A 25,171-nucleotide genomic window follows, 5' to 3' on the forward strand; every position below is an offset into this window, starting at 1 on the left:
GACCTTATTTCGGAGTTTTCTGATGGACGAACCGCTCCTCGCAGTCGCCCCCTCAACTGAAGTTGCCGCCCCGACGGCCCTGCCCGTCACCTTCGACCTCTGGAACAATCCGGACGGCAGCACGCCGATCGAGGTCATGGCGCTCCTCAAAGCCCTCGCCCGTCTCGAGCAAGTGGTCGACCAGGAAACCCAATCGCTTCGGGCCGGTGAGACACCGGCCTTCGAAGACCTCAACTACCGCAAGAGCCACGGCCTCCTGGAGCTGACGCGCGCCATGCGCCTCGTCGACCCCACGAGTATCGGCAACGACCTTCGCGACCGGCTCGAAAGCTTCCGGGACCAACTCGAACGCAACCGGCTGCTGCTCAAGACCCATCTCGACGCGACGCGTGAAATCTCGGCAATCCTGACCGCTGCCATTCGCGATGCCGAGTCCGACGGTACCTATGCGCCGCCGCAGCGCCTGTGGACGCTGCCGCAATGAGCCGCATTCTCCTCACCGGCCTTTGGGTCTGCGTCGTCACGCTTCTATCGGCCTATGGCGCCGCCTGGTGGCTTGTGAACGGCAGCCTGGCAAAACCAACCGACGAACCGACCTGGGAAGGCCTGCAATACGTCAAGACCGAACCGATCAACGTGCCGATGATCCGCAATGGCAAGCTGATGGGCTATAGCGTCTTGAACCTGGTGTTCACTGCCGACAGCACCCGCCTCAAGGAAGCGCCGGTGCCGCCGCAACTGTTCGTCACCGACGAGGCCTTCCGGACGATCTACGGTGACGACAGCGTCGATCTCGATCATATCCAGCGCTACGATCTCAAGGCTTTTGCCGACGGCATCCGCCAGAAGGTCAACGTTCGCCTCAAGAGCGACATTGTCCAGGAGGTTCTGGTCGACCAGATCAGCTATTTCTCGCGTGATGCCATGAAGCAGTGAACACCGTCCGCCAGCAGGCGACCATTAAAAAGGCGGCTCTCCTTCGCGGAGGCCGCCTTTTCGCTATGGATATGGCCTGACCCGTCAGCCGGTCGTCGCCGGCGGCTGCATCTTCTCGGCGAGTTCGCGAAAAGCATCCTGGCTGAGCGGATCCGCCGGGTTCTGACGAAGCCCGTCATAGATGCGCGGCACCAGTGACACCGCCTGATCGAGCTCGGGATCCTGTCCGGCCTGATAGCCGCCCATCAGGCGCAGATCGCGTGTGTCCTCAAAGCGGGCGATCAGGCTCCTGAGCCGCAAGACGAGGTCGCGTTCCTCGCGGCTCCAGACGTGCTGAGCGAGGCGGGAAATCGAGGCCAGCACATTGACGGCCGGATAGCGCCCCTGGTCGGCAATCGCCCTGTCGAGCACGATATGGCCGTCGAGCGTGCCGCGGATATTGTCGGCGACGGGATCGTTATGATCGTCACCGTCGACGAGGACGGCGAATATGCCGGTGATCGAGCCACCGCCTTCCTCGCCGGGACCGGCCCGTTCGAGGAGTTCAGGCAGAGTGGTGAAGACGCTCGGCGCATAACCGCGCGCCACCGCTGGCTCGCCGGCGGCCAGCGCCACGTCGCGGGCAGCGTGGGCGTAGCGGGTCACTGAATCGACGATCAGCAGCACTTCCTCGCCGCGGTCGCGGAAATATTCGGCCACGGCCATGGCGGTACGCGGCGCCAGGCGCCGCATCATCGGGCTCTCGTCGCCGGTCGCCACCACCGTCACCGAACGGGCACGGTTGTCGCCAAGGGAGTCGTCGAGGAACTCCCGCACTTCGCGACCGCGTTCGCCGACCAGCGCAATCACCACCGTGTCGAAGGCGCGCGAGCGGGCGATCATCGATAACGTCGTCGACTTGCCGACGCCGGAGCCGGCAAAGATGCCGATACGTTGGCCGGCGCAGATCGGCGTGAACAGATCGAAGGCCCGCACGCCGGTGCGGATCGGCTTCTTGACGCGGGCACGGCGGAGCGCGTTGGGCGGGCGGCCGTCGACCGGTACGGGCGTGGTCCCCGGCATCAATGGCCCCAGCCCATCGACCGGCGCTGCCATGGCGTCAATGACGCGCCCCTTCCATGATGGATGCGGCGCAAGCGCCACCGGTCCGGCATGATAGACGGCCGCGCCGAGACCGACGTCGAGGCGCGGCGCGAAAGGTTTAACGGTGACGCCGTCGCCGTCGATGCGCAGCACCTCGGCGAGCCCTTGCCCGTCGGCGGCAGCAATCTCCACGCGATCGCCCAAACGGACGTGCCGCGACAGGCCACGCAAGCGGAAGGCGTCGGGCGCCACTTCAGACACCCGGCCGCCAATGCGGACATATCCGAGTTCGTGAGCGGCGGTGGCAACGCAGTCGGCGAGGTCTTCCAGACTTGAAGATTTTGTCACGTGACCTGCCCGAGCCTCTTGATGGTATCCTGCATCGTTTGCTCCGACTTGGAGGACGCGGCGGTAACCTGTTCAAAGGCGCGCGTTACCTCGATCAGACGGGTCATCTCCAGGATGGGATTGACGTTGGCGTCCTCGACATAACCCTGCGCGACACCCTGGCCGACGAAATCGACCACCGCTGTAGCGGGTCGATCGGGAATGACACCGGAATTGGTGCCGCGCGTCAGCTTGGCCTCATCGGGAATTGAAAACAGGCCGATGGCACCGACCGCCCGGCCGTTCTGGGAAATCATGCCGTCTCGACTGATAGTGAGGCGTCCAGCATCGGCATCGACGAGGATCGACGCGCCGCCTGGATCCAGAATGGGATTGCCCGCCACCGTTTGCAGAACGCCGTCCGCCGAGACCTGCAAACGGCCATCACGGGTATAGACGTTGCCGGTCGGTGTCTGCACGGCCAGCCAACCTTCGCCATCCACGGCGACATCAAGGTCGTTGCCGGTCTGGCGCAGCCCGCCTTTGTCGCGGGAGATGAAACTCTCGCCAGTCGACGAAAAGGCGACGGGATCGCTATCGGCCCGCGACAGAAAGGTGTCGAATTTCACCTCTTCGGCACGATAGCCGGCCGTGGACAGATTGGCGACGTTGGTGGCTAGCGTGTCCAGACGGTTGGCCAGCGCCACCTGCGCGGACAGCGACACATAGAGAGAACTCTGCACGGTTCAACGGCCTCCAAGCTTCAGCCCTTGCAGGCTCATCAATGTATTGGCGCTCATCACCGCGCTGCTCTTGCCGGTAATCAGGGTGGCGACGGACGTCGTCGCCGTGCTGCTGGGGTTGGCAGATTCCCACATGGCAGTGAAGCGGGTGAGGAACTTCTTGAGTTTGTCCGAATCGGACAGGCTTTTGAGATCGAGTTTGCTTTTGATGTAGTTGGCCTGAACGTCGATATCCGCCTGGCCGCTCTCCGACGACAGACCGAACGTCGTCTGCACCACCTTCAGCAAGGCAGGGTCGGCGAGAATGCTGTAGGCGGAGGTGATGGTCGGCGCCTTGCGCTCGAAATAGAGCGCCAGACGCACGCCCTCATTTTCGTTGCCCGCCTGTCCCTCGATCGTTTGCCGGAGATAGCTCGAAACGGTGCTCGTCGTCTGAGCACTCGTCTGGACGCGCACGTTGCCATCTTTCGAGAAGTTGAAGGCGGTGGCGAAATCCTTCCAGGCCGCTTTGGTCTGTTGGGCGGCGAAGCTCTTGGAGTCGGCAGGATCTGAGGTCAGAATGCGCTTGAGGAAGATCTTCTCGTTGGCCGCGGTGCCTGGCGGATCGACACCGAAAGCTCTGGTGGCATAGGCGACCAGCGTATCGTCGGCGAGAAAGTCGTCGACGGTCTTCACCTTCGACAGCGACTTTTCGTAGGCCAGCGTACCGAGCTTGATGAACGACTTCGAGTCGCCGTCTTCGGTAGCCTTTTCCGCGTATTTCTTCTCGATATCGGTCAGCGCGTCCTTGCTCTGCACCGAAGGCTTCAGAAACGAGAATGCCTTGGCAAAGTCCTGATAGCGCTTGTCGACCAGCTTGTTGGCAAAGCTCGCCGCATTGCTGAGGTCGCTGTCCAGTACCTTGCGCATGAACGCCTTGGCATAGGTCATGTCTTCAAGACCGTAAGCCTTCATCGCGTAGGCATAGAGCCGCTGATCGCCGAGAAATTCGTCGACGCTTGTGACCTTGCCGATGTTCTCTTTGTAATATTCGGATGCCCGCTTGACGTCCGGCTGAGCGGCCGTGCGCTTCAGCGTCGCCGACATGTCGCGCGTGATCATCTGATAGCTGAGCGGCGTCGACAGCATGAGCTTTCTCCTTGTCTTAGCTCGATGATTGCCGCCCGAAGCTTGCTCGTGGCTGGCGGCACGCGCCCCAAGCCTCGCACAAGCCTCACCCCCTAGACCCGACGTCAGGCATTCACGAGAAGGAGCAGGGCCTTGGGTAGTTTGATCGGCTTCATAATCGCGATCGGCTCCTTGCTCGGCGGCTACGCAGCGCTCGGTGGACATCTCACCGTGCTGTGGCAGCCCTGGGAGTTTGTAATCATCGGCGGCACCGCCCTCGGGATCTTCATTGTCGGCAATACGATGCGCACGGTGCGAGACACCGGCCGCAGCATCGTGGAAGCGGTGCTAGGCAACGTGCCCAAACGACAGCACTATCTCGGTGTGCTCGAAGTGCTCTACGCGCTGATGCGGGAACTGCGCTCCAAGGGGCGTAGCGACGTCGAAAAACACATCGAGGATCCCGACAATTCCGAGATCTTTCAGAAGGTTCCCTATGTCGCCAAAGATCCGGAAATGCGCGCCTTCATCTGCGATTACTTCCGCCTGATCATCGTCGGCAATGCCCGACCGCACGAGGTCGAGCAATTGATGGACGAAGAGATTCAGACCATCGCTCATGAGCGACTGATGCCCTACCTCGCCTTGGGGGCGATCGCCGAGGCGCTGCCGGCGCTCGGCATCGTTGCCGCCGTGCTCGGCGTCATCAAGGCGATGGGCGCGATCGACCAGTCGCCGCAAATCCTCGGCGCACTGATCGGCGCGGCGCTGGTCGGCACCTTCGGCGGCATCTTCCTGTCCTACGGCGTGGTCGCGCCCATCTCCGGCAAGATCAGAACAGTGCGCGAACGTCAGCTCGCCCCCTACATTCTGATCAAGCAGACGCTGATTGCTTCCATGAACGGCGCCGTGCCGCAGATCGCCCTCGAATATGGGCGCAAGACCATCCCCGCTCATCAGCGGCCAACCATCGACGACGTCGAGGACGAAGTCATCTCCTCGCCCGTACAGGCCGCCGCCAAGCCCGGTGAAAACGCCCAGCGGAGTGCCGCCTGATGGCCAGCCTGCATACCGCCACCCGCCCCGTTTCCGACAAGCTTCTCGATGCGAGCGGCATTTCCGTCGACCGCATCCCCATGCTGCACGTCGCCTTCGACCGTCTGGCGACGCACTGTGCCGATAGCCTCCGCCAGATGTCGGCCTCGCCGGCCTACTTCTCACTCTCCAATATCGCGCCATCGCGTATCGATGACGTGCTGGACGAATACGAAGCCAACGCCATTGCCGGCGTCTTTCACGTGCCGGCCTGGGACTCGCGCATTCTCGTTGGTTTCGACCGGGACTTCGTTTTCTCGATGGTCGAAGTGCTGTTCGGTGCCGACGGCAGCGAACCGCCGATTGACGTCGAACGTCCGTTTTCCAACATCGAGGTCAATATCGCCCAGGCGATCTTTGAGCGTATGGCCAAGGTGCTGCCGCTCGCTTTCGGCACCCAGCACGATACCGTCTTCAAGTTCGAGCGCATCGAGACGCGCATGGACTTCGCCATCATCGGCCGTCGCAACAGCCAGGCACTGGTCGCCAAGTTCCTGCTGCAGGCGCTCAACCGCGGCGGCGAAATGTTCGTCATTCTGCCGCAGTCGGCCCTCAACCCCGTTCGCGAAACCCTGGCCAATACCATGGCCGGCGAGGCGGCACCGCGCGATCCGCGCTGGGCGCGCCAGATCCAGAGCGAGGTGCAGCGCACCGAGATGCGCGTCGACGCCATCCTGGAAGAGCGACTGATCGATCTTTCGGACGTGTCGAATTTCGAGGTCGGACAGGTCATCGAGCTGCAGGCAACGCCGCGCAGCCGCGTCAAACTGACCTGCCGCGGCGAGCCGCTGTTCTGGTGCCAGCTTGGCCAAAGCAACGGTGTCTACACCATCAAGATCGACGAACACGTCGATGCCGATCAGGAGTTCCTCAATGACATCCTTTCTCGTTGAAAGCATCCTGCTGGTCGCACTGATCGGTACCATCATCGGGCTGCTCGTCTTCCGGCGCGAACTCCGGCAGCTCAAGTCCGACCAGGCGAGCTATTCGACCTCGCTCGACGAGACCGGGGTCGCCCTGATGACGGTCGGCAACGCCATCCGCGAAATCAACATGCAGGGTCTGACGACGCTGCAGAACCTTATCGTCGAAATCGAGAAGGCTCGAAGCGTGCTCGACGATCTGGAGAAGGCGGCCGCCCTCGCCCCCTCCGATCCGCTGAGGAGCGGCGCACGTGCCGCCGGCCGCTGACCGCAGCCCGTCCCGCAAGCAAGTTCCAGTAAAAGGATAGGATCATGGCCCGCAGTACCAAGACCCAGCGCGACATTGATGAGATCATGGCCGAAATGGATGGCTCGTCCGCGCCGACGCCGGCGGGCGACGTTCTGGAAGCGGTCGCCGTCGAAACGACCGCGACCCTCGACGCCGGCGATGAGCCCCCGGAAGAAGTTGGCCCGAGCCTGGAAGATAGCTTCGGCACCGTGCGCAATCTCGAAGCGGTGATGCGCATTCCCGTCACCATTCAGGTGGTTCTCGGTTCGGCGATCATGCCGGTTGCCAACTTGATGAAGCTGCGGCGCGGCTCGGCCATTCCGCTCGACCATCGCGTCGGCGAACCGGTCGACGTCGTGGTCAACGGCCGCACCGTCGCCCGCGGCGAGGTGGTGGTGGTTGAAGACGACACTTCACGCTTCGGCATCTCGCTCACCGAAATCGTCGGCGGCAACGCCTCCAACGCCTGAACAGCGGACGGGAGATCATGGCAGCCTCGGCTACGGCGAAAAAGAAACAGGGCAATCGCGCCCTCCAAGGTCCCGATAAGGCGGCGGTCCTGCTGCTGGCGCTCGGCCAGCCGATGTCAGGCCGGCTGCTCTCCCATTTCGACACCGGCGAGATCAAGCAGGTTACCCGTTCGATTGCCGATCTCGGCGCCGTAACGGCCAAGCAGATCTCCGAGATCGTTGAAGAGTTTGCCACCCGCTTTACAGGCGGCAACCTGCTGGGAACGGTCAGCGACGTGGAGAAGATGCTGACCGGGATCCTACCGCCCGATCAGGTCTCCGACATCATGTCGGACGTTCTCGGCTACGCCAACCGCTCGATTTGGGACCGGATATCCTCGGTCTCCGAGGCGATCTTCGCCAACTATCTCCAGAAAGAGCATCCGCAGACCGCGGCTCTCATCCTGTCCAAGGTGCGCCCGAGCTTCGCCGCGCGTACCATGAGCCATCTGCAGCCGCCACTGCGCCATGAACTGATGCGCCGCATGCTGAACCTCAAGCCGATCGTCGAGGACACCGTGGCGATCGCCGAGCGCACGCTGCACGAGGACTTCATGCTGAACTTCTCGCGCAACATGGGCGCCGATACGCATGCCCGCATGGCCGACATCCTGAACAAGATGGAGCGGCAGGACATGGAGGATGCGCTCGAGGGCATCAAGAAGGTGAAGCCGGAATCGGCGGAGATGTTGAAGGGCTTGCTCTTTACCTTCGACGATATCATCAACCTGGCGCCGCGTGCCCGGCAGGCCATCTTCGACCAGATCCCGACCGAACGGGTGGTGCTCGCCCTCAAGGGAACCGACCTCGATTTCCGCGATGCCATTCTGGCGTCGCTGGCCACGCGTGCCCGCCGCATCGTCGAAAACGAACTTGCCACCAGCGAACCGTCGCCGCAGCGCGACGTGCTCGAAGCGCGTCGGGTCATCGCCGACCTTGCGCTCGATATGGCCGGGCGCGGCGAGATCGAGCTCAATTCCGATCAGGATGACGATACCTACGTGCGCTGAGGTGCGTCATGAGCGACGAGCCGGATCAAGACAGTAAAACCGAGGAAGCCACCCCAAAGAAAACTCAGGACGCTATCGAAAAGGGCAACATCGCAACATCGCGCGAGCTGCCCGTGCTGTTCTCGCTGGGTGCCATGCTGATCGTCATGATCTGGGTGATCGGCAGCGGCTCCGCGCGGTTGGCGGCAACCCTTCGCGGCTTCCTCGACAACCCCGGAGACGTCCGCCTTGAACAGGGACAGGATGCCGTTCTGCTGCTCAACGCCGTCGGTCTCGAAATGGGCCGCTTTCTGGTGCCAGCCATTATTATCTTCATGGTTGCTGGCCTGGCCGGCTCCTTCGTTCAAAATGTGCCGCAGGTGGTGTTCGACCGCATCAAGCCCGAACTCGGTCGCCTGTCGATCGCCAAAGGCTGGAAACGTCTCTTCGGCCTGCAAAGCTTCGTCGAATTCGGCAAGGCGCTGTTCAAATTCGGCGCAACGGCCCTCGTGGTTTCGATCATCCTCAAAACCGAACAGCATCGGATGGTGAACGCCATGTTCTCCGACCCCGGCACCCTCGTCGACTCCACCGTCGGCATCGCCATCCACTTGCTCTCCGCCGTCTGCATCGCCACGGTGTTGCTGGTGGCGGCCGACCTGATCTGGGCTCGCATCCAGTGGCGGCGCAACTTGCGCATGACCAAGCAGGAAGTGAAGGACGAGTTCAAGAATACCGAGGGTGATCCGCTGGTCAAAGCGCGGATGCGCTCGCTGGCCCGCGATCGCATTCGCCACCGCATGATGGCCAACGTGCCACGCGCAACGCTGGTGCTGGCCAATCCCACCCACTATGCGATCGCGCTTCGCTACGTCTATGAGGAGGGCGGCGCGCCGGTCGTTCTCGCCAAGGGACAGGACCTCGTTGCTCTCAAAATTCGAGAGATCGCCGAGCAGAACGGAATCCCGGTGGTCGAGGATAAATTGCTAACCAGAGCCATGTACGGTAAGGTCGAACTCGACCAGATGATCCCGGTCGAGTTCTACCGGGCTGTGGCGGAGATCATTTATCTGCTGCAGGTTCGGTCGTCCGACAGCCACCTGCCTGCCATCGTCAACGGCCACTCATGACGGATACACGAAACGATCATCGCTCCCTCGCTCGGGAAAAGGCAATCGCCGAAGGCGTCAAGGACGTCGCAGCCGAATTGCGCCTGATCGACATCGTCAATCTGGTCGTCTACATCCAACTCGAGAAGCACGGCAATCTCGACGACCTCGTCTCGTCTTCGGTCGAGCTCTACTTCAAACCCGATACGCTCCGTTATGGCTGGCGCGCCGCCGTCGACACCGATTGGTCGGGGCCGACCACGGTGACGCTCGACATGGAATTCCAGAACCAGGGCGTAACGGTATTCTTCAGCCTGATCCTCGGACCGCTCAATGCCGGCGTCGAGGTTCATTATTTCGCGGTTTCCGGCTCATCCGGCGATCCGGAAGAGAACACGCGCCGCCTTGTCGACGCCATGGCCGACGCTCGTCTCATTCCCATCCGCTGATCAGCAAGGCTGAGCTCACGAAGCCAGCCTCGGGCAAGTTTTCATCGGCATGATCCCTCCCGACAACTCGGAGGGATCGCCTTGCAGCCCATCCATCTCTTCTCTCTCGCCTCCCGGCAAGCCGACTGGCTATCCGTCCGTCAGGCGACCGTTGCGCAGAACGTTGCCAACGCCGATACGCCGAAATACGGCGCCGTCGACGTCGAACCGTTCAGCGACGTTCTTTCCCAGACCCGCCTTGAGCTGGCGGCGACCAACCCCGGCCATATGGCGCCGTCCGGCCTCGATGCCGCTGCGGCGGATGTGCGCCGCGAGAAGGGCTGGGAAATCAGCCATTCCGGCAACTCGGTCAGTCTCGAACAGGAGATGATCAAGGCCGGCGACATTCACACCAGCTTCTCCCTCAACCGCAGCATCGTCTCCGCCTTCAGCCGCATGCTGACCTCCGCCGTAAAGGGCTGACCAGATGGACCAGCTGACCGCCGCTCTGAAGATTTCCGGTTCCGGCATGCAGGCCCAGTCGACGCGTATGCGTGTCGTCTCGGAAAACCTTGCCAACGCCCAATCGACCGGCCGCACCCCGGGATCCGATCCTTACCGCCGCAAGACAGTGACCTTTGCCGAGGAAATGGACCGCGCCATGGGAACACCGGAGGTCGTCGTCAAAGATATCGGCGCCGACCGCAGTCCGTTCGAAGTGCGCCACGACCCCGGCAATCCCGCGGCCGACGCCAACGGCAACGTCAAGATGCCGAACGTCAACGTGCTCATCGAGCTCAGCGACCTCCGCCAGGCCAATCGGTCCTATTCGGCCAACGTCGAGGCGATCACTCAGGCCCGCTCGATGCTGACGATGAACATCGATCTCTTGAGGAATTCATGATGCTGAACCCTATTTCCTCGCTCGATTTCAACCTTGACCGGCTGTCGCCGCCGACCGTCACTCCCACCGCGCGCGCCACCGCCGCGCCGGTCGACGCCACCACGTCCGCCGCGGCCGCTCCGGCCAGCTTTACGGACGTACTCGCCCAGGTCTCGGGCTCGGCCGTGTCCGATCTCCGCGCCGGCGAGGCGGCTTCGATCGCCGGTATGGAAGGGAAAATGAGCATGCAGCAGGTCGTCGAAGCGGTGATGACCGCCGAGAAGTCGCTGCAGACCGCCCTCGCCGTTCGCGACAAGGTCGTATCCGCCTATCAGGAAATCGGCCGCATGGCCATCTGAGGAACCAAAGATGAAAGCGCTCGCCATCGCCGCCACCGGCATGACTGCCCAGCAGCTCAATGTCGAAGTCATTGCCAACAATATCGCCAACATCAATACGACCGCCTTCAAGCGGTCACGGGCCGAATTCACCGACCTGCTCTATCAGACCCAGCGCTTGCAGGGCGTGCCCAATCAGGGCGGCCAGGCGGTGATCCCCGAGGGTGTGCGGCAGGGGCTGGGCGTTCGCGCCGCCGCCATCCGCAACCTGCACCTGCAAGGTGGCATGACGCCGACCGGCAATACCTACGACATGGCGATCGATGGCCGCGGCTGGTTCCAGATCGATGGGCCAAACGGCGAAACCCTCTATACGCGCGCCGGCGCTTTCAACAAAAGCGCAGATGGCAAGCTGGTCACGCTCGATGGCTACACCGTGCAGCCGACGATCATGGTTCCCACCGACGCCACCGATCTCACGGTCAACGAATCCGGCGAAATCTTCGCCACCGTTCCGGGACAGGCAAAGCCGCAGTCGCTTGGTCAGCTGTCGCTCGCCAACTTCACCAATGACGTCGGCCTCGAACCGATCGGCGGCAATCTTTATCGAGAAACTCTCGCCTCAGGAACGCCGGTCGCCGGCGTTCCCACCGATCCAGGCTTTGGCAAGATCCGCCAGAAGTATCTCGAGGCCTCCAATGTCGATCCCGTCTCCGAGATTACCGAACTGATCTCCGCCCAGCGCGCCTACGAGATGAACTCCAAGGTTATCTCGGCGGCCGATTCGATGGCCGGCACCATCTCGAACGGGTTGCGCTGACGCCGGAAAGGCCTTTCCATGAAACGCCTGCTACTGCTCGCCGCTTTTGCATTCCTCGTTGCCGGCTTCGTCGCTCTCCGACCGGCCAGCGCCCAGATGGTGTCGACGCTACCGGTGCCCGGCATCACCATCTATCCCGGCGATCCGATCACCGAGGAGATGCTGACCGAGCGCCGCTTCCGCTTGACGAGGGCTTCCCTCGAAGCGGTCGTCGCCGGCCGCGAAATGCTGGTCGGCAAGGTAGCGCGGCGTACACTGCTGCCAGGTCAGCCGATTACCATCAACGCCATCGAAAATCCGCAGCTGGTGCGGCGCGGCGTACCGGTGCGCCTCGTCTTCATGGAAGGTGGGCTCACGATCATCACCTATGCCGAGCCGATGCAGTCCGGCAGCGCTGGCGAGGTGATCCGCGTGCGCAATACCGAATCCGGCACTGTCATCGTCGGCGTTGTCCAGGCCGATGGCAGCATCGTCGTAGGAAAGAGCTGATGCGCATTCTTTTCGCCGGCCTCGCCGTCGGCTTTATCGCTCTCCAGTCGGCCTCCGCCCAGGACGCTCCCCGGATGCCGATCACCCTCGATCCGCAGACCGGCGAGGTGGTCAGCGTCGCCGATACCCCCCTGCCCTTGGCCGGCAAAGACGCTCCGACGGTGCTGGCCGCCGACATGGCGCCCAATCCGTCGTTGCCGCCGCCGCCCGTCATCGCGCCGATCGTGCCGCGAAGCGGACCGGAGCCGAGAGCTCCCAGTACGCCGGATTCACTCGTACACGCCTTGGCGCCTGGTGACGTCCGCATCAAGGACATCGCCGCGGTCGAAGGCGTTCGCGAAAACCAGCTCGTCGGCTACGGTCTCGTCGTCGGTCTGCAAGGTACCGGCGACACATTGCGCAACGCCGCCTTCTCCGAGCAATCCTTGCAGTCGATGCTGGAACGGCTCGGCGTCAACGTCCGCGACAGCGCACTCCGCACCCGCAACGTCGCGGCGGTGATCGTGACTGCCGAACTGCCAGCCTTTTCCGGCGCCGGATCGCGCATCGACGTCAACGTCGCCTCGCTCGGCGACGCCAGTTCGTTGCAAGGCGGCACGCTGGTGATCACGCAGCTCGCCGGCGCCGACGGCGAGGTCTATGCCGTGGCACAGGGGCCGATCGCCGTCACCGGCTATAGCGCCGCCGGCATGGCCGAAAGCGTGCAAAAGGGCACGCCGACTGCCGGCCGTATCCCGAACGGCGCGCTGGTCGAGCACGAACTTCAGACCAGTCTCGACGGTCTTGGCGCATTGACCTTCAAATTGCGCAATCCCGATTTTCGCACGGCCATTCGGATCACCGACGCCATCAATGCCTACAGCCGCCGCCGTTACGGCGCCGCCGTCGCCGAAGAACGCGATTATCGCACCGTCGCTCTCGTCAAGCCTCGCGGCATGTCGGCGGCGCGCTTTATCGCCGAAATCGAAGGACTGCCGGTAAGACCCGATACACCGGCCCGCGTCGTCATTGACGAGCGTTCGGGTACGGTGGTGATGGGTGCCGACGTGCGCATTTCGACAGTGGCCATTACCCACGGCAACCTCAGCATCCGCGTTACCGAGACGCCGGTGGCATCGCAGCCGGAGCCGTTCTCCGATAACGGTGAGACGGTGGTGTTGCCGCGTACCATGGTCGACGCCAGCGAGAGCGGCGGCAAGCTTGCCATCATCGGCGGCACCGATCTGCAAACGCTGGTCCGGGGCCTCAATCAAATCGGTCTCAAGCCGACCGGCGTCATAGCCATCGTCCAGGCGATGAAGACGGCCGGCGCGCTTCAGGCGGATCTGGTTGTGCAGTGATGCCGCCTGCAACGGGGCCAGCCCCGCGCAAGACTGCGGTGCGACCTTCCTGACGTGAAATCAAGGACTGAGGGGATATCGACATGACGTCGATCCGACGGCGCATTCTGTTTCGCCTGTTCGCAGCTGCCATGACGGTTCAGCTCTTCCCTGGCATGGCGCAAGCGACAGAGACAAAGACGGTATCGCCGGTTGAAACCGACGCCACCAGTCATTCCGGTCTCGAAATGCGGGCGCTGACCGAAGAGGCGCGCCAATATTGCGTCAATATCCGCGATGTCGCCGCCGATGCCCGGTTCGCCTGGCAGAAATCGACCCTGGAAGCGCTCGACAAACGCGTTGCCGAGCGGATCGCCGCCCTCGAGGCCAAGAGAGCCGAGTATGAGGCTTGGCTCAAGAAGCGCGAGGATTTTCTGGCCGCTGCCCGCGACGATATCGTCGCCATCTATTCAAAGATGAAGCCGGAAGCCGCGGCTGGCCAGCTGACTGCCCTCGACGACGATATGGCGGCGGCCGTGCTTGCCCGGCTCAACGCGCGCGCCTCCAGCGCCATTCTCAACGAAATGGAACCCGCCCGCGCCTCACAGCTCGCCAGCGCGCTTGCCGGCATGACCGAACTGTCCGCCAAAGGAGACACCCCTTGAAGCGCGCCCTGCTTCTTATTGCCGGTCTGACGCTGGCCGGTTGCAATACCTCCAATGATCTCAATACGGAACCGACGATGTCTCGGGTCGGCGCTGCACTGCCGCTCAACGCGCTGGCGCCCGAACAGGCCATGTTCCGCGATCCCAACTCCACCTACGTTCGCGGTGGAGAGGGGTTGTTCCGGGACTCTCGCGCCCATCAGGTCGGCGACGTTCTCACTGTTCTGATCCAGATGAATGACAAGGCTGCCCTCGACAATTCGTCGGAGCGTTCCCGCGTTTCCAGTGCCGGCTTCGGCGCCGGCTTCGGCTTTTCGGTCGATGGCAGTGGTTCCGACGCCAGCCTCAATGGCAGTGCCAACTCAACCTCGAAATCAAAGGGCGAAGGTGCCGTCGAGCGTTCCGAGGCGATCAAGGTCACCTTGGCAGCCGTCGTCACCAGCGTCCTGCCCAACGGCAACCTGATCATCTCAGGCTCGCAGGAAATGCGCGTCAACTTCGAGATGCGGGTCGTCAACATCCAGGGCATCGTCCGCCAGCGCGACATCTCCGGCAACAACGTCGTTCCCTACGAAAAGATCGCCGAGGCGCGCATTTCCTATGGCGGCCGTGGCCGATTGACCGAGGTGCAGCAGCCAGGTGTGCTGCATCAGATCTACGACCGCGTGGCTCCGTTCTGAGAGGCAGTATGGCCAAGCTCTCGCTCACTGCCGCCCGCGAAGCGGCTCCCGCCGAAGCTGAGACAGAAGTGCGCCGGCTACCGCCGCCCGAGCGCGGCACAGTGTTGAAGCCGGCGCTCTTTCTGACAATTCTGGCCGTAGCGGCTGGTCTGGGCCTCGGCATCCACCTCGTGCGTTATGCACAGGTCGCCGATGCCAGCAAACAGCAGAACGCGACGGCAACGGGGGAGGCCGATTCCCGTACCTCACGCCTGTACCGGCTGAAGCCAATCGTCACAAATCTTTCTGATCCCGCCAACGTCTGGTTACGCCTCGACGCAGCGATCGTCTTTGAAGACGAGATGCCCAACTCGGAGGTCATCGCGGCGAAAATCTCCGAGGATCTCCTGGCTTTTCTCAAGACGCTGAAAGTCGGGCAGCTTGAGGGCGCCACCCAGCTCCAGCATCTCCGCGAGGACCTCAAGGATCGCGTTGCCATCCGTTCGGGCGGCGATGTGAAGGACCTCATCATCGAAAGCCTGGTGGTCCAGTGAAGAAACTTCTGCTCGCCGCCCCTCTGCTGGCCGCTCCTCTGCTCGTCGTCATGAGCGCGCCGGCATTTGCTCAGATTCCCGGACTCGGTACCGGCATACCTGACCTCAGTTCCCTGATCCCGGCCGGCGAAGGATCGGCCTCGGGCCGTATCGTCCAGCTTGTTGCCCTCTTGACCGTGCTGTCGGTGGCGCCGGGCCTGCTGATCATGGTGACGAGCTTCACCCGCATCGTCGTCGCATTATCCTTCCTTCGTTCCGGCATCGGTTTGCAGACGACACCGGCCAACCTCATCCTGATCAGCCTGGCGCTGTTCATGACCTTCTATGTCATGGCACCGACCTTCGACCGGGCCTGGACCGATGGCGTGCTGCCACTGACCAAGAACGAGATTTCCGAAGAAGTCGCCTTTGAGAAGATCTCCGATCCCTTCCGCGATTTCATGGCGCAGCGTGTCCGCGACAAGGACCTGAAGCTGTTCGAAGATCTTGCTGTCGAGCATCTCGGCGTCAAGGCGGACAGTGGTGCGACGCCGCTCAGAGTGCTGATTCCCGCCTTCATGATCTCCGAACTTCGACGCGGCTTCGAGATCGGCTTCCTGATCGCCCTGCCCTTTCTGGTGATCGACATGATCGTGGCGACGCTCACCATGTCCATGGGCATGATGATGCTGCCTCCAACCGTATTGTCGCTGCCCTTCAAGGTGCTGTTCTTCGTGCTGATCGATGGCTGGAACATGCTGATTGGTGGACTGGTTCGGTCATTTTTCTAGCGGCGACAGTTTCTTGCACTCAAGAGCCCGCTCCAGCGCCGGAGCGGGCTTTTTTGCATTTCGGCACGTGGCGTTTCCTCTGAAAAAGCCCAGAAAAGCCATTTCGCCGCGCGTCAGCTTCACGCAAGCCTCATCGAGCAAGGTGAGGCCATGGCAGGTTGGATCGCTCAGCGAACCAAGAGGATCCAAGGGCATGATGCCGCTCCTGTCATCCCGGTGAAAACCCGGAATGTCCCATCTCACTAATCCAAAAGGGACATACGAAAATGGCCAGCCTTCTGACCAACGCCGCGGCAATGACCGCCCTCCAGACCCTCGCGTCCACCAACAAGTCGCTCGACACGACGCAGCACCGCATTTCCACCGGTCTGCGCATCTCGTCAGCTTCCGACGGTGCCGCTTATTGGTCGATTGCCACCACCATGCGTTCCGACAACAAGTCGCTGTCTGCTGTGCAGGACAGCCTTGGCCTCGGCGCCGCTACGGTGGACGTGCAGTACACCGCCCTTGACGCCACCGTCAATCAGCTGACCGAAATCGGCAAGCTGCTCGTCAGCGCCAAGACCCCGGGCGTCAACCGCGGCCAGATCCAGCAGGACATCAAGGCCCGTCTCGGCCAGATGAACTCCATCGCTTCGTCGTCGGTGTTCAACAGCGAGAACTGGCTGTCGGTGGACTCGTCTGCTGCCAACTATAACAAGGACAAGTCGGTCGTCGCCTCCTTCTCGCGTGTCGGCGATGCGATCTCCATCGAGACGATCAAGGTCGACGTCGACCAGATCAAGCTCTACGACGCCAGCACGACCGCTGCCGCCACGGGCACCGCTCCGACCGCCGATGCCGCTGGCATGGCTGCTGGTGCGGTAAAGATCGGCGGAGAGGGTCTGTTCGACTCCACGTGGGGTATTACAACCTCCAACGGTGCGGCGACGCCGGTCTATACGGCCCAGACGCTGAAGATCAAGGACCTCGACATCTCCGCGCTGACCGACTCGGCCGGCGACCAAGAGAAGCTGTCGGCCTATATCTCGATCGTCGACGGCGCTCTCAGCAAGCTGACCGACAGCGCCTCCAACCTGGGCGCCGTCAAGAACCGCATCGACACGCAGAAGGACTTCGTGCAGTCGCTGACCGATGCCATCGGTCGCGGTATCGGCCAGCTCGTCGACGCCGACATGAACGCTGAATCGACCCGCCTCCAGGCGCTGCAGACCCAGCAGCAGCTCGGTATCCAGGCGCTGTCGATCGCCAACTCCAACAGCCAGAACATTCTGTCGCTGTTCCGCGGCTGAGCGAACACCACCCGCTCGAAGTCGCACGGAAGCCACGCCCCTCGGGGCGTGGTTTTTCTTTAGAGGCAATGCTCGCGCAAGTTTGCCGAACGACACTGAGCCCTAGACGACCCAGCCGCCCGCCGGCTTCGCCCCTGACGCAACGGACCGCATCGAGATCGACAGATGACCGCTCGCGAACACGCAGAAACCCTCTGGATCAACCTTCTCGACCTTGGTCCCCGGCGGCTCGCCGCCTTGGCGATGGTCGCCGTCACCATGATGGCGTTGATCGCAGGCTCCGCCTATTACCTGAGCCGCCCTCAATATACGGTGCTTTATACCGGCCTCGAGAACGGCGACGCCTCGCGGATCGGTTCGGCACTCACCGATGCCGGCATTTCTTTCGACGTCAGCTCCGATGGCGCCACGGTCTATGTGACGCCGGCCCAGACCTCACAGGCACGCATGCTGCTTGCCGAGAAGGGCCTGCCGCATAGCGCGGCCGCTGGTTACGAGCTGTTCAACGAGCTCGGTTCGCTCGGCCTCACATCCTTCATGCAGGAAGTGACGCGCGTACGCGCTCTCGAAGGTGAGCTCGCCCGCACCATTCAGACCATGAAGGGCGTCAAGGCGGCGCGCGTCCATATCGTGCTGCCCGATCGCGGTTCCTTCCGGCGCGACCAGCAGCCGCCGTCAGCTTCGGTGATCATCCGCACCGACGTGCCCGACGACGTCCGCATGGCCGAGGCGATCCGCCAACTGGTGGCCGGCGGCGTGCCCGGTCTCGGCGTCGATCACATCACCGTCCTTGACACCGAAGGCAGCGTGCTTGCCTCGGGCGAAGATGCGACATCCCTGCCCGGCAGCAAGACCAACCGGCTGGAACGGACGGTTGCAACCGGCATCGAGGCCAACATCCGTCATGCGCTGACGCCTTATCTCGGCTCGGAGAATTTCCAGATCAGCGTTGCCGCCGAGCTCAACACCGATCGCACGCACACCAACCAAACTCTGTTCGATCCGGAGTCGCGGGTTGAACGTTCGGTGCGCACCGTGCGCGAGAGCGGCAACACCCAGAACTCCAGCCAGGATCCGCCGACCACCGTCGAACAGAACCTGCCCGAGGAAACCGTACAGGCGACCAACCCCGGCGATCGCTCCAGCGAGGAAAATCAGCGCCGCGAAGAGCTGACCAACTACGAGATATCGACCACCACCAAGGAAGTGATCAGCGACGGTTATCAGGTCAAGTCGCTGTCGGTGGCGCTGATCGTCAATCGTGCCCGCATCGCCCAGTCGCTCGGGGAAAAGCCCACCGCCGAGGCGATCGACGCCCGCGTCAAGGAAATGAGCAACCTCGCGGCATCCGCGGCTGGCCTCAACGAGAAACGCGGCGACCATATCCAGGTGACGGCTGTCGATTTCGCCGACAATTACGCCGACATGCAGCCGGTGCCGCCGCTGACCTTCAAGGATGTTCTGCTGCGCCAGGCCGGTACCGTCGTCAATGCGGTCGCCATTCTCGCTGTTGCACTACTGCTCATCTGGTTCGGCCTGAGGCCGGCGATGAACGCTCTTCTGCCGCGTCTCGAGACCAAGACCGAAGAGAAGGAAGCTGCCACAGCGCTGGCCGACGCTTCGAGCGAGGCGGTTGCCGCCCTTGCCGGTGCCAGCCAGACGGCCCTGCCCAGCGGCGAAGGCGCCGGCGGCATGCAGCACCTCATCGAGGACATGAACGCCCGCATGCGCAATTCGCCGCTCAAGGTGCTGGAGCAACTCGTCGAAATGGACGAGGAGCAGGCTGCGAGCATCCTCAGGCAGTGGATGAGTGAAGAGGAAGCTGCCTGATGCTCCGTTCGGCCATCGACGTACTCACCATCTTCGACCTCGACCGGCCAGATCCACCGCCGGTGAAACTTGAAGCCGAACCACCGATCGAACCGCTCGGCTATTCCATTGCCGAAGAGATCGAGCGTCGGGTGGCTGAGGCAGTTGCCGCGGTGAGAGCGGAGGAACGCGCCGACGCCGAATGGCAGCTGACCGAAGCGCTGGCCGAACAGGCGAGATCGCTGCAAGCCGAACACGAAGCCGCTCGCAGAGCCTGGGCCGAAGAGCAGTCCGAACGGATTGCCAGCGCTATCGACGATCGGTTTGCGGTGCTCCGCAAACAGCTCGGCGTCGCCGCGGCCCGTGCCCTCCGACCGTTTCTCGTCGAGCGGCTGGTCGACCGGTCGATCGACGACCTTGCCAGCTGCGTCGACCGCTTGCTGAGCGACAGCGCGGCGCCGCCCCTGCAGATTACCGGTCCGGCCGATCTGCTGGATCGCTTGGCCGAAAAGCTGGGTGGGCACGCTCCCTCCATCGCTTTTCGCCCTGACGGCCGTGCGGACATCATCGTGACGGCGGGTGAGACCCTGATCGAGACCCGCCTCCAGGAATGGGTCGCCCGCCTCCTTCCCATTGAAGAGTGAGCACCATGAGTGCCGAACCCACGGAAATCATCTTCGTCCGCCGATCGCTGCATCGCAGAACCGAGCTCCCCCAACACGGCGTCTGGAAGATCGCCTATGCCGACTTCATGACGGCGATGATGGCCTTCTTTCTGGTGATGTGGCTGATCAACGCCACCGACCAGAAGACGCGCGAGGCGGTCGCGAGCTACTTCAACCCGATCAAGCTTGCCGAAGCGACGGTCGATAAAAAGGGCCTGCGCGATCCGCTCGAAACCGAGAAAGAGGGCAAGCCCGACGGCAAGGACCAGCGGTCGTCCGTGAAAAGTGTCGACGACACTCTTGAGGGATACAGCCAGACGCTCGATAAACCGAACGAACGTAAGCCGCGCTATTCGGAAGCCGCGCTGTTTGAAGATCCTTATGCCGTGTTGGCTGCCTTGGTCGCCGGTTCGGAGCCCAATCAATCGGCCGACAACGTCGGCGCTTTTGAAACGCTCGGCCAGTCCGGCGAACCCGGTCTCAACGGCGGCGACGCCCAGCGCGATCCCTTCGATCCCGTCTATTGGAAAATGTCGCACAAACCGTCGCCGCAGGACGGCGACGAAACCGGCGGCAGTGACATTGTCGCCCAGAACACAGCCGATACGCCGGCTGTCGCACAACCCGTCGCGACCAAACCCGAAACCAGTGCAAAGACCGAGGCGAAAGAGGTCACTCCACCCATTCCCCTTGCCAAGCCGCCCATCGAAAGCTTGGCAAAGAGTCCAGAAACGGCGGCGACACCTGTCACTCCACCTTCGCCACCACCACCTGCTCTTGCAAATGAGGCGAAGGACAGCCAGACCGTCGCCAAGCTTTCAACACCGGAACAGACGCCCCCCGCAGCGGCGAACGGACAGGAAAAGCAGGCGATTGCCGAGGACAAACCAGTCGCCAAGGAGGCCGAAAAATCGGTCGCCGGTGCTTCTCTCGCCAGTGCCGAGCCCATTCAAGCCAGGCAAGGCGCTGATGCGAAGACGCTTGGTAACGATATCCAGGCCGCCGTCGGCAACATCGGTCCGACACCCGGCATCGAAGTGACCGCCGCACCCGAGGGGCTGTTGGTAACGCTGATGGACGAACGGAAATTCGGCATGTTCGCTGTCGGCTCGGCCGAGCCGGAGCCAGAACTCATCCGCACCATCGACGCCATTGGCAAGCTGATCGAGAAGCGACCTGGCAAGATCGTCGTGCGCGGCCACACCGACGCCCGGCCATTCCACAGCAAGGACTATGACAACTGGCGCCTGTCCACCGCCCGCGCCCACATGGCCTACTACATGCTGGTGCGCGGCGGCGTTCCCGAAGCGCGCTTCGAGAAGATCGAGGGCTACGCTGACCACTGGCTGAAAAATGCCGGTGACCCCGAGGCGCCGGAAAATCGTCGCATCGAGATCCTGATCCGGGAGACGCCAACTTGAACCGCTGCGCCCTCCTCCTCATCGCGCTCCTAGCCGCCAGCCCGCTCGCCGCTGCAGACACGCCGCCCGACACCATTCCGCCCTTTGAGATGGTGCGGACGCTGCAAACGCTGCAGGCGCAAATCGCCGACGGCAACGCTGCCGCCGTTGCTGCCCAGCGCGAGCTGCTCGGCGTCATGGAAAGCAAATTCCTCGCGGCGGACCCCACGGTCTGGCAGGATGGGCGCAACGCGCGGGCGGCGGTCACCTACACGCTTTCCGGCGGCAACCCCAGGCTGTTGCGTGGCCTTCTCACCCTAAGCCCACCGATTGCCGTCGATGCCAATCTTGCCGCAGGAGCGCTCGCCTATATCGAAAACCGGGAGGATGAAGCCCGCAAGCGGCTGTTGCCGCTTGATGCCCGCTCCCTGCCGACTTCGCTCGGCGGTCAGGTGGCGCTGGTCCAGGCAGGTCTCGTCGCCCGTGAGGATCTCAACCGGGCTGTAGGCTTGCTTGACGATGCCCGCCTGTTGATGCCGGGCACGCTGGTGGAAGAGGCGGCGTTACGCCGCGAGGTGTTCCTGGTCGCCCAGACCGGCAACCTCGATCGTTTCGAGTTCCTGTCTCGCCAGTATCTCCGTCGTTTCAGCACATCCATCTACGCCGAGGATTTTCGCCAGCGCTTTTCGACGGCCATCGCCAGGCTCGGCATCGCCGATGGCGACGACCGCTTTCCGCGCCTTGAGACGATCCTCAAATCCTCCGATCCCGAGAACCAGCGGGCACTATTCCTGCAGCTCGCTCAGGCCGCCGTCGTTCATGGGAAACTCAGTACCGCACGCTCGGCAGCCGCCGACGCGGTAAAGCTGGCTCCACTCGGCGGTAGCGACGCCATGCGAGCCGGCCTTTACGACGCGGCTGCTTCGATTATCGCCGGTAACGACATTGGCGAGGTGCAGAAGCGCCTTTCGAGCCTCAACCGCCGCCAGCTCAGCCGGCGCGATGCCGACCTGCTGGATGCCGCCGTTGCCGTCGCCACCGCCGTTGGCGAGGCGCCGGCCGTGCCGACACCGCTCGAACCTGTCTCCACTGTGGCTGCGGATGCCAAGCGCGGCGACGATTGGGTGACCGGCACCATGCGGGCCGCCGAAGCGGACCTTTCGACCGTGGATGCCCTCCTCGAAAAGGCGAATAGCCCATGACCAGAATCGAAACACCGTTGGCGGCGCCGGTCACCGACAAACCAGCCGAAAAGACGATCGGCAAGACCGCATCAAAGGATGGTGACAGCCGGCATGCCGCTTTCCGATCTCTGCTGAAACAGCTCGGCAATCCCGAGAAAGTCGCCAGCGGGACCTCCGACAAGGAAACCAAAACGCTTCCCGGCGATCCCGCCAAGCGTGGCCTGCCGTCCATTCGCAACCGTGCCGAGTCCAAGGATGACAAGGGGAAGCCGGCACCCGAGGCCGACGCGGCTGCTCAAGCCGGCGAACCCTCGGTGGGCAGCGAACCGGTACTCGCTTGGCAGACCATTCTCGCAAGTAGTGCGGCGGACCACCAGGAGCAGCCCGCTACAACAATAGACCTCTCGGCACTGGTCTCGGCCCGCGCACCTGATGGCGACGGGCCGGCCGTGCTGCCGGAAAACAAGCCCCACTCAACTGCCGACCACCCTAGCCGGTCAGTGGGCATGGCCCTGCCAACCACCGCCGGCCTCGACCTGACGCGCAGCGATGGCACTACCTCGGCGACGACCGATACGACAGATCCCTTTACCGCGTTGTCTTCCCTTTTGAACCGGTCGACGGAGAGTGCCACCGAGCCGGAGACCGTGGATCTCGCCCCCATCAAGATGACGGTCGTCACGCGCGAAACACATTTCGAGCCGGTAGCGCGCCTGTCCCCGGTACAGCAGATCGCTACCGCCATCGGCGAGGAGCTTGTCACTGTCGCTGAACCGGCCCCAACGGACACCGCGTCACAGGTGGCCGAGCCGTCGCACCATTCCAGCGGGCCTCTCAAGGTGCTGCACATCAAGCTGGAGCCTGAAGACCTCGGCGCCGTCGTCCTCAAGATGCGGCTTGTCGACAAATCGCTTGAGCTTGAAGTGGTAGCGTCTCGCCAGGAGACCGCCGATCTCCTTGCCAAGGACCGAGACACGCTGACGCGAGTGCTACGCGGTTCTGGCTACACGGCAGACGTCATCGCCATTACCACTTCGACGGCACCGGACAATGGGCAGATGACAGGCGACAACCGAGCCGGCGCCCAGCCGTCGTCCGGGCAGCCAGGCGCGCAAGCGGGCGGAAATCGCGGTTCGAACGATTCCGCTGGCAGCGGTGGCCGGCCGTCCACCCGTCCCCAGCCGATAGAAGGAGCGACCCATGAAGAAAGCGGCGCTGGCCGTTCTGGCGGCGATCTCTATCTGTAGCTCAGTCGGCCAAGCGGCGGCCGAGGAGCTGACAATCTGCGAGCGCGAAATGCGAGCGGCGGCCGACGAGTTCGGCATTCCGCTCGGCGTGCTCTACGCCGTGGGCATGACCGAGAGCGGCGGCAAGAAGGGATTGCAGCCGTTGGCAATGAACATCGCCGGCAAGCCCTACGTGGCCCCAAGTCTGGCCGTTGCTCTCGATCGTTTCCAGACCGAGCGGGCGCGCGGTATCAAGCTCATCGATCTCGGCTGCATGCAGATCAACCACCATTATCACGGCGAACGCTTTGCCTCGGTGGCCGAGATGTTCGATCCGCACAAGAACGTCCAGTATGCCGCTCGCTTCCTCAACGAGCTGCATGATCGTCATGACACTTGGACAATGGCCGTCGCCCGTTATCACGCCGGTCCCAACAATAACCCGGCCCAGAAACAATATGTCTGCCTTGTAATCGGAAACATGGTGCGCGCGGGCTTCGGCGAATGGACGCCGAACTCAGCCGCGTTCTGTGGGCGGAAGCTTGGTTGAGAGATAAGTAAGTAAACTTCCCGACAGATTGGGCAGTAGGGCTTGACCGGGAAACCGATCGGCGTATACATGAGCCATATTGTGAATACAAAATGAACTACATTGAAAATAGTACATAATTTTATGGAATTTTTCGATACTTAATCGAGGCGTTTGTCAGACAAATTAGATCGGAAGCGTTTCCATATACATAATCACATAACCAGAAGCATGCCAGATACATGTGGCAACAAGTTGACCGATCTACACTTATCAACATAGCTTGTCCCCGACGTTGATCATTATAAAAAAGATCGATTGACGGAGATGTGAGCTATGTTCGTCGTCATTGATGACCGGAAGATCGTTACTTCCGGATACACGTCAGGATTTGAACGAGAAGGGGTTTCCTCGATCGGTTTCCGATCGCCGGAGTTCCGAGACTGGATGGGGGCCGCACCTGACAGCGACCTGTTAACCATCGAGGGGTTTCTACTGGGCAGTTGTGAAGATCGTCAGTCGGTGCCGAAAATCATCCGTGAGAGATGCGGCGCCCCCCTGATTGCCTTCAGTGACGTTCCCAGCCTCGAGCAGACGTTGAATCTGTTTGCCGTTGGCGTCGATGACGTCGTCCGGCAGCCGGTCCACATCCGCGAGATCATTGCCCGAGCCGGCGCCATCCAGCGTCGGACAGGCAGCCAGACCGACGATTGCAAGATTATCGGGTCGATGCGCGTCTTCTTCGACGGCCGAGACCCGGAGGTAAACGGAGAGCCCTTCGTTCTGCCTCGCCGCGAACGCCGGATTCTGGAGTATCTGGTTCGCAACCAGAACAAGCGCGTCACCAAGGAAAAGATCTTCGGCTTCGTCTACGGCTTCTGCAACGAGGAAGTCGAGGAAAGCGTGATCGAGAGCCACATCAGCAAGCTACGCAAGAAATTGCGGGCGCGCCTCGGCTTCGATCCCATCGATTCCAAGCGCTACGTCGGCTACATGCTGGAAAACAGCTGAGCGGATCGCATCTCTAGCGG

The 25,171-nt window shown here is 62.5% G+C and carries 31 protein-coding genes; 27 read left to right on the top strand and 4 right to left on the bottom strand.

Annotated features, from left to right (window positions below; translation table 11 throughout):
- Positions 1–22: 22 nt before the first annotated feature.
- Positions 23–484, top strand: coding sequence for a flagellar protein FlgN (locus G522_RS0107145; RefSeq protein WP_051228408.1), 462 nt, complete (start codon positions 23–25; stop codon positions 482–484).
- The gene (locus tag G522_RS0107150) at positions 481–936 is read left to right on the top strand and encodes a hypothetical protein (protein ID WP_026790448.1); all 456 of its coding nucleotides are present in this window, start codon (positions 481–483) and stop codon (positions 934–936) included. Before G522_RS0107145 ends, G522_RS0107150 begins: the two co-directional genes overlap by 4 nt.
- An 84-nt stretch (positions 937–1,020) precedes the next feature.
- On the opposite strand, the gene fliI is transcribed toward G522_RS0107150, so the two are convergent.
- The 3 genes from fliI to G522_RS0107165 are packed head-to-tail and all read right to left on the bottom strand — an operon-like array spanning position 1,021 to position 4,217.
- Positions 1,021–2,349 (bottom strand): flagellar protein export ATPase FliI, encoded by a 1,329-nt coding sequence (gene fliI / locus G522_RS0107155; RefSeq protein ID WP_084632988.1) that lies wholly within the window; start codon positions 2,347–2,349, stop codon positions 1,021–1,023.
- Positions 2,350–2,363: 14 nt separating this feature from the next.
- On the bottom strand, positions 2,364–3,089 hold the full coding sequence (flgF, locus tag G522_RS0107160; RefSeq protein ID WP_026790450.1) for a flagellar basal-body rod protein FlgF: 726 nt from the start codon (positions 3,087–3,089) through the stop codon (positions 2,364–2,366).
- A gap of 3 nt (positions 3,090–3,092) precedes the next feature.
- Positions 3,093–4,217 (bottom strand): DUF1217 domain-containing protein, encoded by a 1,125-nt coding sequence (locus G522_RS0107165; RefSeq protein ID WP_026790451.1) that lies wholly within the window; start codon positions 4,215–4,217, stop codon positions 3,093–3,095.
- Between the two features lie 132 nt (positions 4,218–4,349).
- On the opposite strand from G522_RS0107165, the gene motA reads away from it, so the two are divergent.
- The 17 genes from motA to fliP all read left to right on the top strand — a co-directional run bounded on the left by motA (position 4,350) and on the right by fliP (position 16,035).
- Positions 4,350–5,252 carry a flagellar motor stator protein MotA gene (gene motA, locus G522_RS25980; protein ID WP_036838370.1) on the top strand — a complete coding sequence of 301 codons (903 nt, stop codon included), beginning with the start codon at positions 4,350–4,352 and terminating at the stop codon, positions 5,250–5,252.
- Positions 5,252–6,184, top strand: a complete 933-nt coding sequence (locus tag G522_RS0107175; protein WP_036838373.1) for a flagellar motor switch protein FliM — start codon at positions 5,252–5,254, stop codon at positions 6,182–6,184. Before motA ends, G522_RS0107175 begins: the two co-directional genes overlap by 1 nt.
- Entirely contained in the window at positions 6,165–6,482 is a 318-nt protein-coding gene (locus G522_RS0107180; RefSeq protein WP_026790453.1) for a hypothetical protein, read from the top strand. Before G522_RS0107175 ends, G522_RS0107180 begins: the two co-directional genes overlap by 20 nt.
- Positions 6,483–6,526: 44 nt before the next feature.
- Positions 6,527–6,973, top strand: a complete 447-nt coding sequence (gene fliN / locus G522_RS30740) for a flagellar motor switch protein FliN (RefSeq protein WP_425414049.1) — start codon at positions 6,527–6,529, stop codon at positions 6,971–6,973.
- Between the two features lie 17 nt (positions 6,974–6,990).
- A complete protein-coding gene (locus G522_RS0107190) occupies positions 6,991–8,022 on the top strand; it encodes a flagellar motor switch protein FliG (protein ID WP_026790454.1) in 1,032 nt (343 codons plus the stop codon).
- A gap of 8 nt (positions 8,023–8,030) precedes the next feature.
- Positions 8,031–9,131 (top strand): flagellar biosynthesis protein FlhB, encoded by a 1,101-nt coding sequence (flhB, locus tag G522_RS0107195; protein WP_026790455.1) that lies wholly within the window; start codon positions 8,031–8,033, stop codon positions 9,129–9,131.
- Entirely contained in the window at positions 9,128–9,559 is a 432-nt protein-coding gene (locus tag G522_RS0107200; protein ID WP_036838375.1) for a hypothetical protein, read from the top strand. Before flhB ends, G522_RS0107200 begins: the two co-directional genes overlap by 4 nt.
- 81 nt (positions 9,560–9,640) lie before the next feature.
- Positions 9,641–10,021 (top strand): flagellar basal body rod protein FlgB, encoded by a 381-nt coding sequence (gene flgB, locus G522_RS0107205; protein WP_026790457.1) that lies wholly within the window; start codon positions 9,641–9,643, stop codon positions 10,019–10,021.
- A gap of 4 nt (positions 10,022–10,025) precedes the next feature.
- Complete coding sequence (flgC, locus tag G522_RS0107210) at positions 10,026–10,442, top strand: flagellar basal body rod protein FlgC (RefSeq protein ID WP_026790458.1); 417 nt, start codon at positions 10,026–10,028, stop codon at positions 10,440–10,442.
- Positions 10,442–10,780: a flagellar hook-basal body complex protein FliE gene (gene fliE / locus G522_RS0107215; RefSeq protein ID WP_026790459.1), complete on the top strand. Its 339-nt coding sequence runs from the start codon at positions 10,442–10,444 to the stop codon at positions 10,778–10,780. Before flgC ends, fliE begins: the two co-directional genes overlap by 1 nt.
- 10 nt (positions 10,781–10,790) lie before the next feature.
- A complete protein-coding gene (gene flgG / locus G522_RS0107220) occupies positions 10,791–11,579 on the top strand; it encodes a flagellar basal-body rod protein FlgG (protein WP_026790460.1) in 789 nt (262 codons plus the stop codon).
- Positions 11,580–11,597: 18 nt separating this feature from the next.
- The gene (gene flgA, locus G522_RS0107225) at positions 11,598–12,068 is read left to right on the top strand and encodes a flagellar basal body P-ring formation chaperone FlgA (RefSeq protein WP_026790461.1); all 471 of its coding nucleotides are present in this window, start codon (positions 11,598–11,600) and stop codon (positions 12,066–12,068) included.
- Positions 12,068–13,408 (top strand): flagellar basal body P-ring protein FlgI, encoded by a 1,341-nt coding sequence (flgI, locus tag G522_RS25990; RefSeq protein ID WP_245586607.1) that lies wholly within the window; start codon positions 12,068–12,070, stop codon positions 13,406–13,408. Before flgA ends, flgI begins: the two co-directional genes overlap by 1 nt.
- An 83-nt stretch (positions 13,409–13,491) precedes the next feature.
- On the top strand, positions 13,492–14,052 hold the full coding sequence (locus G522_RS25995; RefSeq protein WP_051228409.1) for a MotE family protein: 561 nt from the start codon (positions 13,492–13,494) through the stop codon (positions 14,050–14,052).
- On the top strand, positions 14,049–14,732 hold the full coding sequence (locus G522_RS0107240; RefSeq protein WP_026790462.1) for a flagellar basal body L-ring protein FlgH: 684 nt from the start codon (positions 14,049–14,051) through the stop codon (positions 14,730–14,732). The genes G522_RS25995 and G522_RS0107240 overlap by 4 nt, the downstream gene beginning before the upstream one ends.
- Before the next feature lie 8 nt (positions 14,733–14,740).
- Complete coding sequence (locus tag G522_RS0107245) at positions 14,741–15,265, top strand: flagellar basal body-associated FliL family protein (protein WP_051228410.1); 525 nt, start codon at positions 14,741–14,743, stop codon at positions 15,263–15,265.
- 50 nt (positions 15,266–15,315) lie between these two features.
- On the top strand, positions 15,316–16,035 hold the full coding sequence (gene fliP / locus G522_RS0107250; protein WP_051228427.1) for a flagellar type III secretion system pore protein FliP: 720 nt from the start codon (positions 15,316–15,318) through the stop codon (positions 16,033–16,035).
- On the opposite strand, the gene G522_RS29960 is transcribed toward fliP, so the two are convergent.
- A complete protein-coding gene (locus tag G522_RS29960; RefSeq protein ID WP_156886858.1) occupies positions 16,024–16,230 on the bottom strand; it encodes a hypothetical protein in 207 nt (68 codons plus the stop codon). The genes fliP and G522_RS29960 overlap by 12 nt on opposite strands.
- 71 nt (positions 16,231–16,301) lie before the next feature.
- On the opposite strand from G522_RS29960, the gene G522_RS0107255 reads away from it, so the two are divergent.
- The 8 genes from G522_RS0107255 to G522_RS0107290 all read left to right on the top strand — a co-directional run bounded on the left by G522_RS0107255 (position 16,302) and on the right by G522_RS0107290 (position 25,151).
- On the top strand, positions 16,302–17,327 hold the full coding sequence (locus tag G522_RS0107255; protein WP_026790465.1) for a flagellin N-terminal helical domain-containing protein: 1,026 nt from the start codon (positions 16,302–16,304) through the stop codon (positions 17,325–17,327).
- 165 nt (positions 17,328–17,492) lie between these two features.
- Positions 17,493–19,157: a flagellar basal-body MS-ring/collar protein FliF gene (gene fliF, locus G522_RS0107260; RefSeq protein WP_026790466.1), complete on the top strand. Its 1,665-nt coding sequence runs from the start codon at positions 17,493–17,495 to the stop codon at positions 19,155–19,157.
- A complete protein-coding gene (locus G522_RS0107265; RefSeq protein ID WP_026790467.1) occupies positions 19,157–19,780 on the top strand; it encodes a hypothetical protein in 624 nt (207 codons plus the stop codon). Before fliF ends, G522_RS0107265 begins: the two co-directional genes overlap by 1 nt.
- Before the next feature lie 5 nt (positions 19,781–19,785).
- Positions 19,786–21,222 carry a MotB family protein gene (locus G522_RS0107270; RefSeq protein ID WP_026790468.1) on the top strand — a complete coding sequence of 479 codons (1,437 nt, stop codon included), beginning with the start codon at positions 19,786–19,788 and terminating at the stop codon, positions 21,220–21,222.
- Positions 21,219–22,403 carry a hypothetical protein gene (locus G522_RS0107275; RefSeq protein ID WP_026790469.1) on the top strand — a complete coding sequence of 395 codons (1,185 nt, stop codon included), beginning with the start codon at positions 21,219–21,221 and terminating at the stop codon, positions 22,401–22,403. The genes G522_RS0107270 and G522_RS0107275 overlap by 4 nt, the downstream gene beginning before the upstream one ends.
- Positions 22,400–23,632, top strand: a complete 1,233-nt coding sequence (locus G522_RS0107280) for a flagellar hook-length control protein FliK (RefSeq protein WP_026790470.1) — start codon at positions 22,400–22,402, stop codon at positions 23,630–23,632. Before G522_RS0107275 ends, G522_RS0107280 begins: the two co-directional genes overlap by 4 nt.
- Complete coding sequence (locus G522_RS0107285; protein ID WP_026790471.1) at positions 23,586–24,161, top strand: transglycosylase SLT domain-containing protein; 576 nt, start codon at positions 23,586–23,588, stop codon at positions 24,159–24,161. Before G522_RS0107280 ends, G522_RS0107285 begins: the two co-directional genes overlap by 47 nt.
- A gap of 426 nt (positions 24,162–24,587) precedes the next feature.
- A complete protein-coding gene (locus G522_RS0107290; protein ID WP_342663875.1) occupies positions 24,588–25,151 on the top strand; it encodes a response regulator transcription factor in 564 nt (187 codons plus the stop codon).
- Positions 25,152–25,171: the final 20 nt, after the last annotated feature.

Source organism: Pleomorphomonas oryzae DSM 16300, assembly GCF_000422965.1.
Lineage (GTDB): Bacteria > Pseudomonadota > Alphaproteobacteria > Rhizobiales > Pleomorphomonadaceae > Pleomorphomonas > Pleomorphomonas oryzae.

Coding starts and splice junctions, on each gene's coding strand:
- G522_RS0107145 (WP_051228408.1), top strand. CDS start 23: ATGGACGAACCGCTCCTCGCAGTCGCCCCCTCAACTGAAGTTGCCGCC.
- flhB (WP_026790455.1), top strand. CDS start 8,031: ATGAGCGACGAGCCGGATCAAGACAGTAAAACCGAGGAAGCCACCCCA.
- G522_RS0107245 (WP_051228410.1), top strand. CDS start 14,741: ATGGCCAAGCTCTCGCTCACTGCCGCCCGCGAAGCGGCTCCCGCCGAA.
- G522_RS25995 (WP_051228409.1), top strand. CDS start 13,492: ATGACGTCGATCCGACGGCGCATTCTGTTTCGCCTGTTCGCAGCTGCC.
- G522_RS29960 (WP_156886858.1), bottom strand. CDS start 16,230: ATGCCCTTGGATCCTCTTGGTTCGCTGAGCGATCCAACCTGCCATGGC.
- G522_RS0107270 (WP_026790468.1), top strand. CDS start 19,786: ATGAGTGCCGAACCCACGGAAATCATCTTCGTCCGCCGATCGCTGCAT.
- G522_RS0107280 (WP_026790470.1), top strand. CDS start 22,400: ATGACCAGAATCGAAACACCGTTGGCGGCGCCGGTCACCGACAAACCA.
- G522_RS0107265 (WP_026790467.1), top strand. CDS start 19,157: ATGCTCCGTTCGGCCATCGACGTACTCACCATCTTCGACCTCGACCGG.
- flgG (WP_026790460.1), top strand. CDS start 10,791: ATGAAAGCGCTCGCCATCGCCGCCACCGGCATGACTGCCCAGCAGCTC.
- G522_RS0107200 (WP_036838375.1), top strand. CDS start 9,128: ATGACGGATACACGAAACGATCATCGCTCCCTCGCTCGGGAAAAGGCA.
- G522_RS0107180 (WP_026790453.1), top strand. CDS start 6,165: ATGACATCCTTTCTCGTTGAAAGCATCCTGCTGGTCGCACTGATCGGT.
- G522_RS0107290 (WP_342663875.1), top strand. CDS start 24,588: ATGGGGGCCGCACCTGACAGCGACCTGTTAACCATCGAGGGGTTTCTA.
- flgC (WP_026790458.1), top strand. CDS start 10,026: ATGGACCAGCTGACCGCCGCTCTGAAGATTTCCGGTTCCGGCATGCAG.
- flgI (WP_245586607.1), top strand. CDS start 12,068: ATGCGCATTCTTTTCGCCGGCCTCGCCGTCGGCTTTATCGCTCTCCAG.
- G522_RS0107285 (WP_026790471.1), top strand. CDS start 23,586: ATGAAGAAAGCGGCGCTGGCCGTTCTGGCGGCGATCTCTATCTGTAGC.
- G522_RS0107175 (WP_036838373.1), top strand. CDS start 5,252: ATGGCCAGCCTGCATACCGCCACCCGCCCCGTTTCCGACAAGCTTCTC.
- flgA (WP_026790461.1), top strand. CDS start 11,598: ATGAAACGCCTGCTACTGCTCGCCGCTTTTGCATTCCTCGTTGCCGGC.
- fliF (WP_026790466.1), top strand. CDS start 17,493: ATGACCGCTCGCGAACACGCAGAAACCCTCTGGATCAACCTTCTCGAC.
- G522_RS0107255 (WP_026790465.1), top strand. CDS start 16,302: ATGGCCAGCCTTCTGACCAACGCCGCGGCAATGACCGCCCTCCAGACC.
- fliN (WP_425414049.1), top strand. CDS start 6,527: ATGGCCCGCAGTACCAAGACCCAGCGCGACATTGATGAGATCATGGCC.
- fliP (WP_051228427.1), top strand. CDS start 15,316: ATGAGCGCGCCGGCATTTGCTCAGATTCCCGGACTCGGTACCGGCATA.
- fliE (WP_026790459.1), top strand. CDS start 10,442: ATGCTGAACCCTATTTCCTCGCTCGATTTCAACCTTGACCGGCTGTCG.
- G522_RS0107190 (WP_026790454.1), top strand. CDS start 6,991: ATGGCAGCCTCGGCTACGGCGAAAAAGAAACAGGGCAATCGCGCCCTC.
- G522_RS0107165 (WP_026790451.1), bottom strand. CDS start 4,217: ATGCTGTCGACGCCGCTCAGCTATCAGATGATCACGCGCGACATGTCG.
- G522_RS0107150 (WP_026790448.1), top strand. CDS start 481: ATGAGCCGCATTCTCCTCACCGGCCTTTGGGTCTGCGTCGTCACGCTT.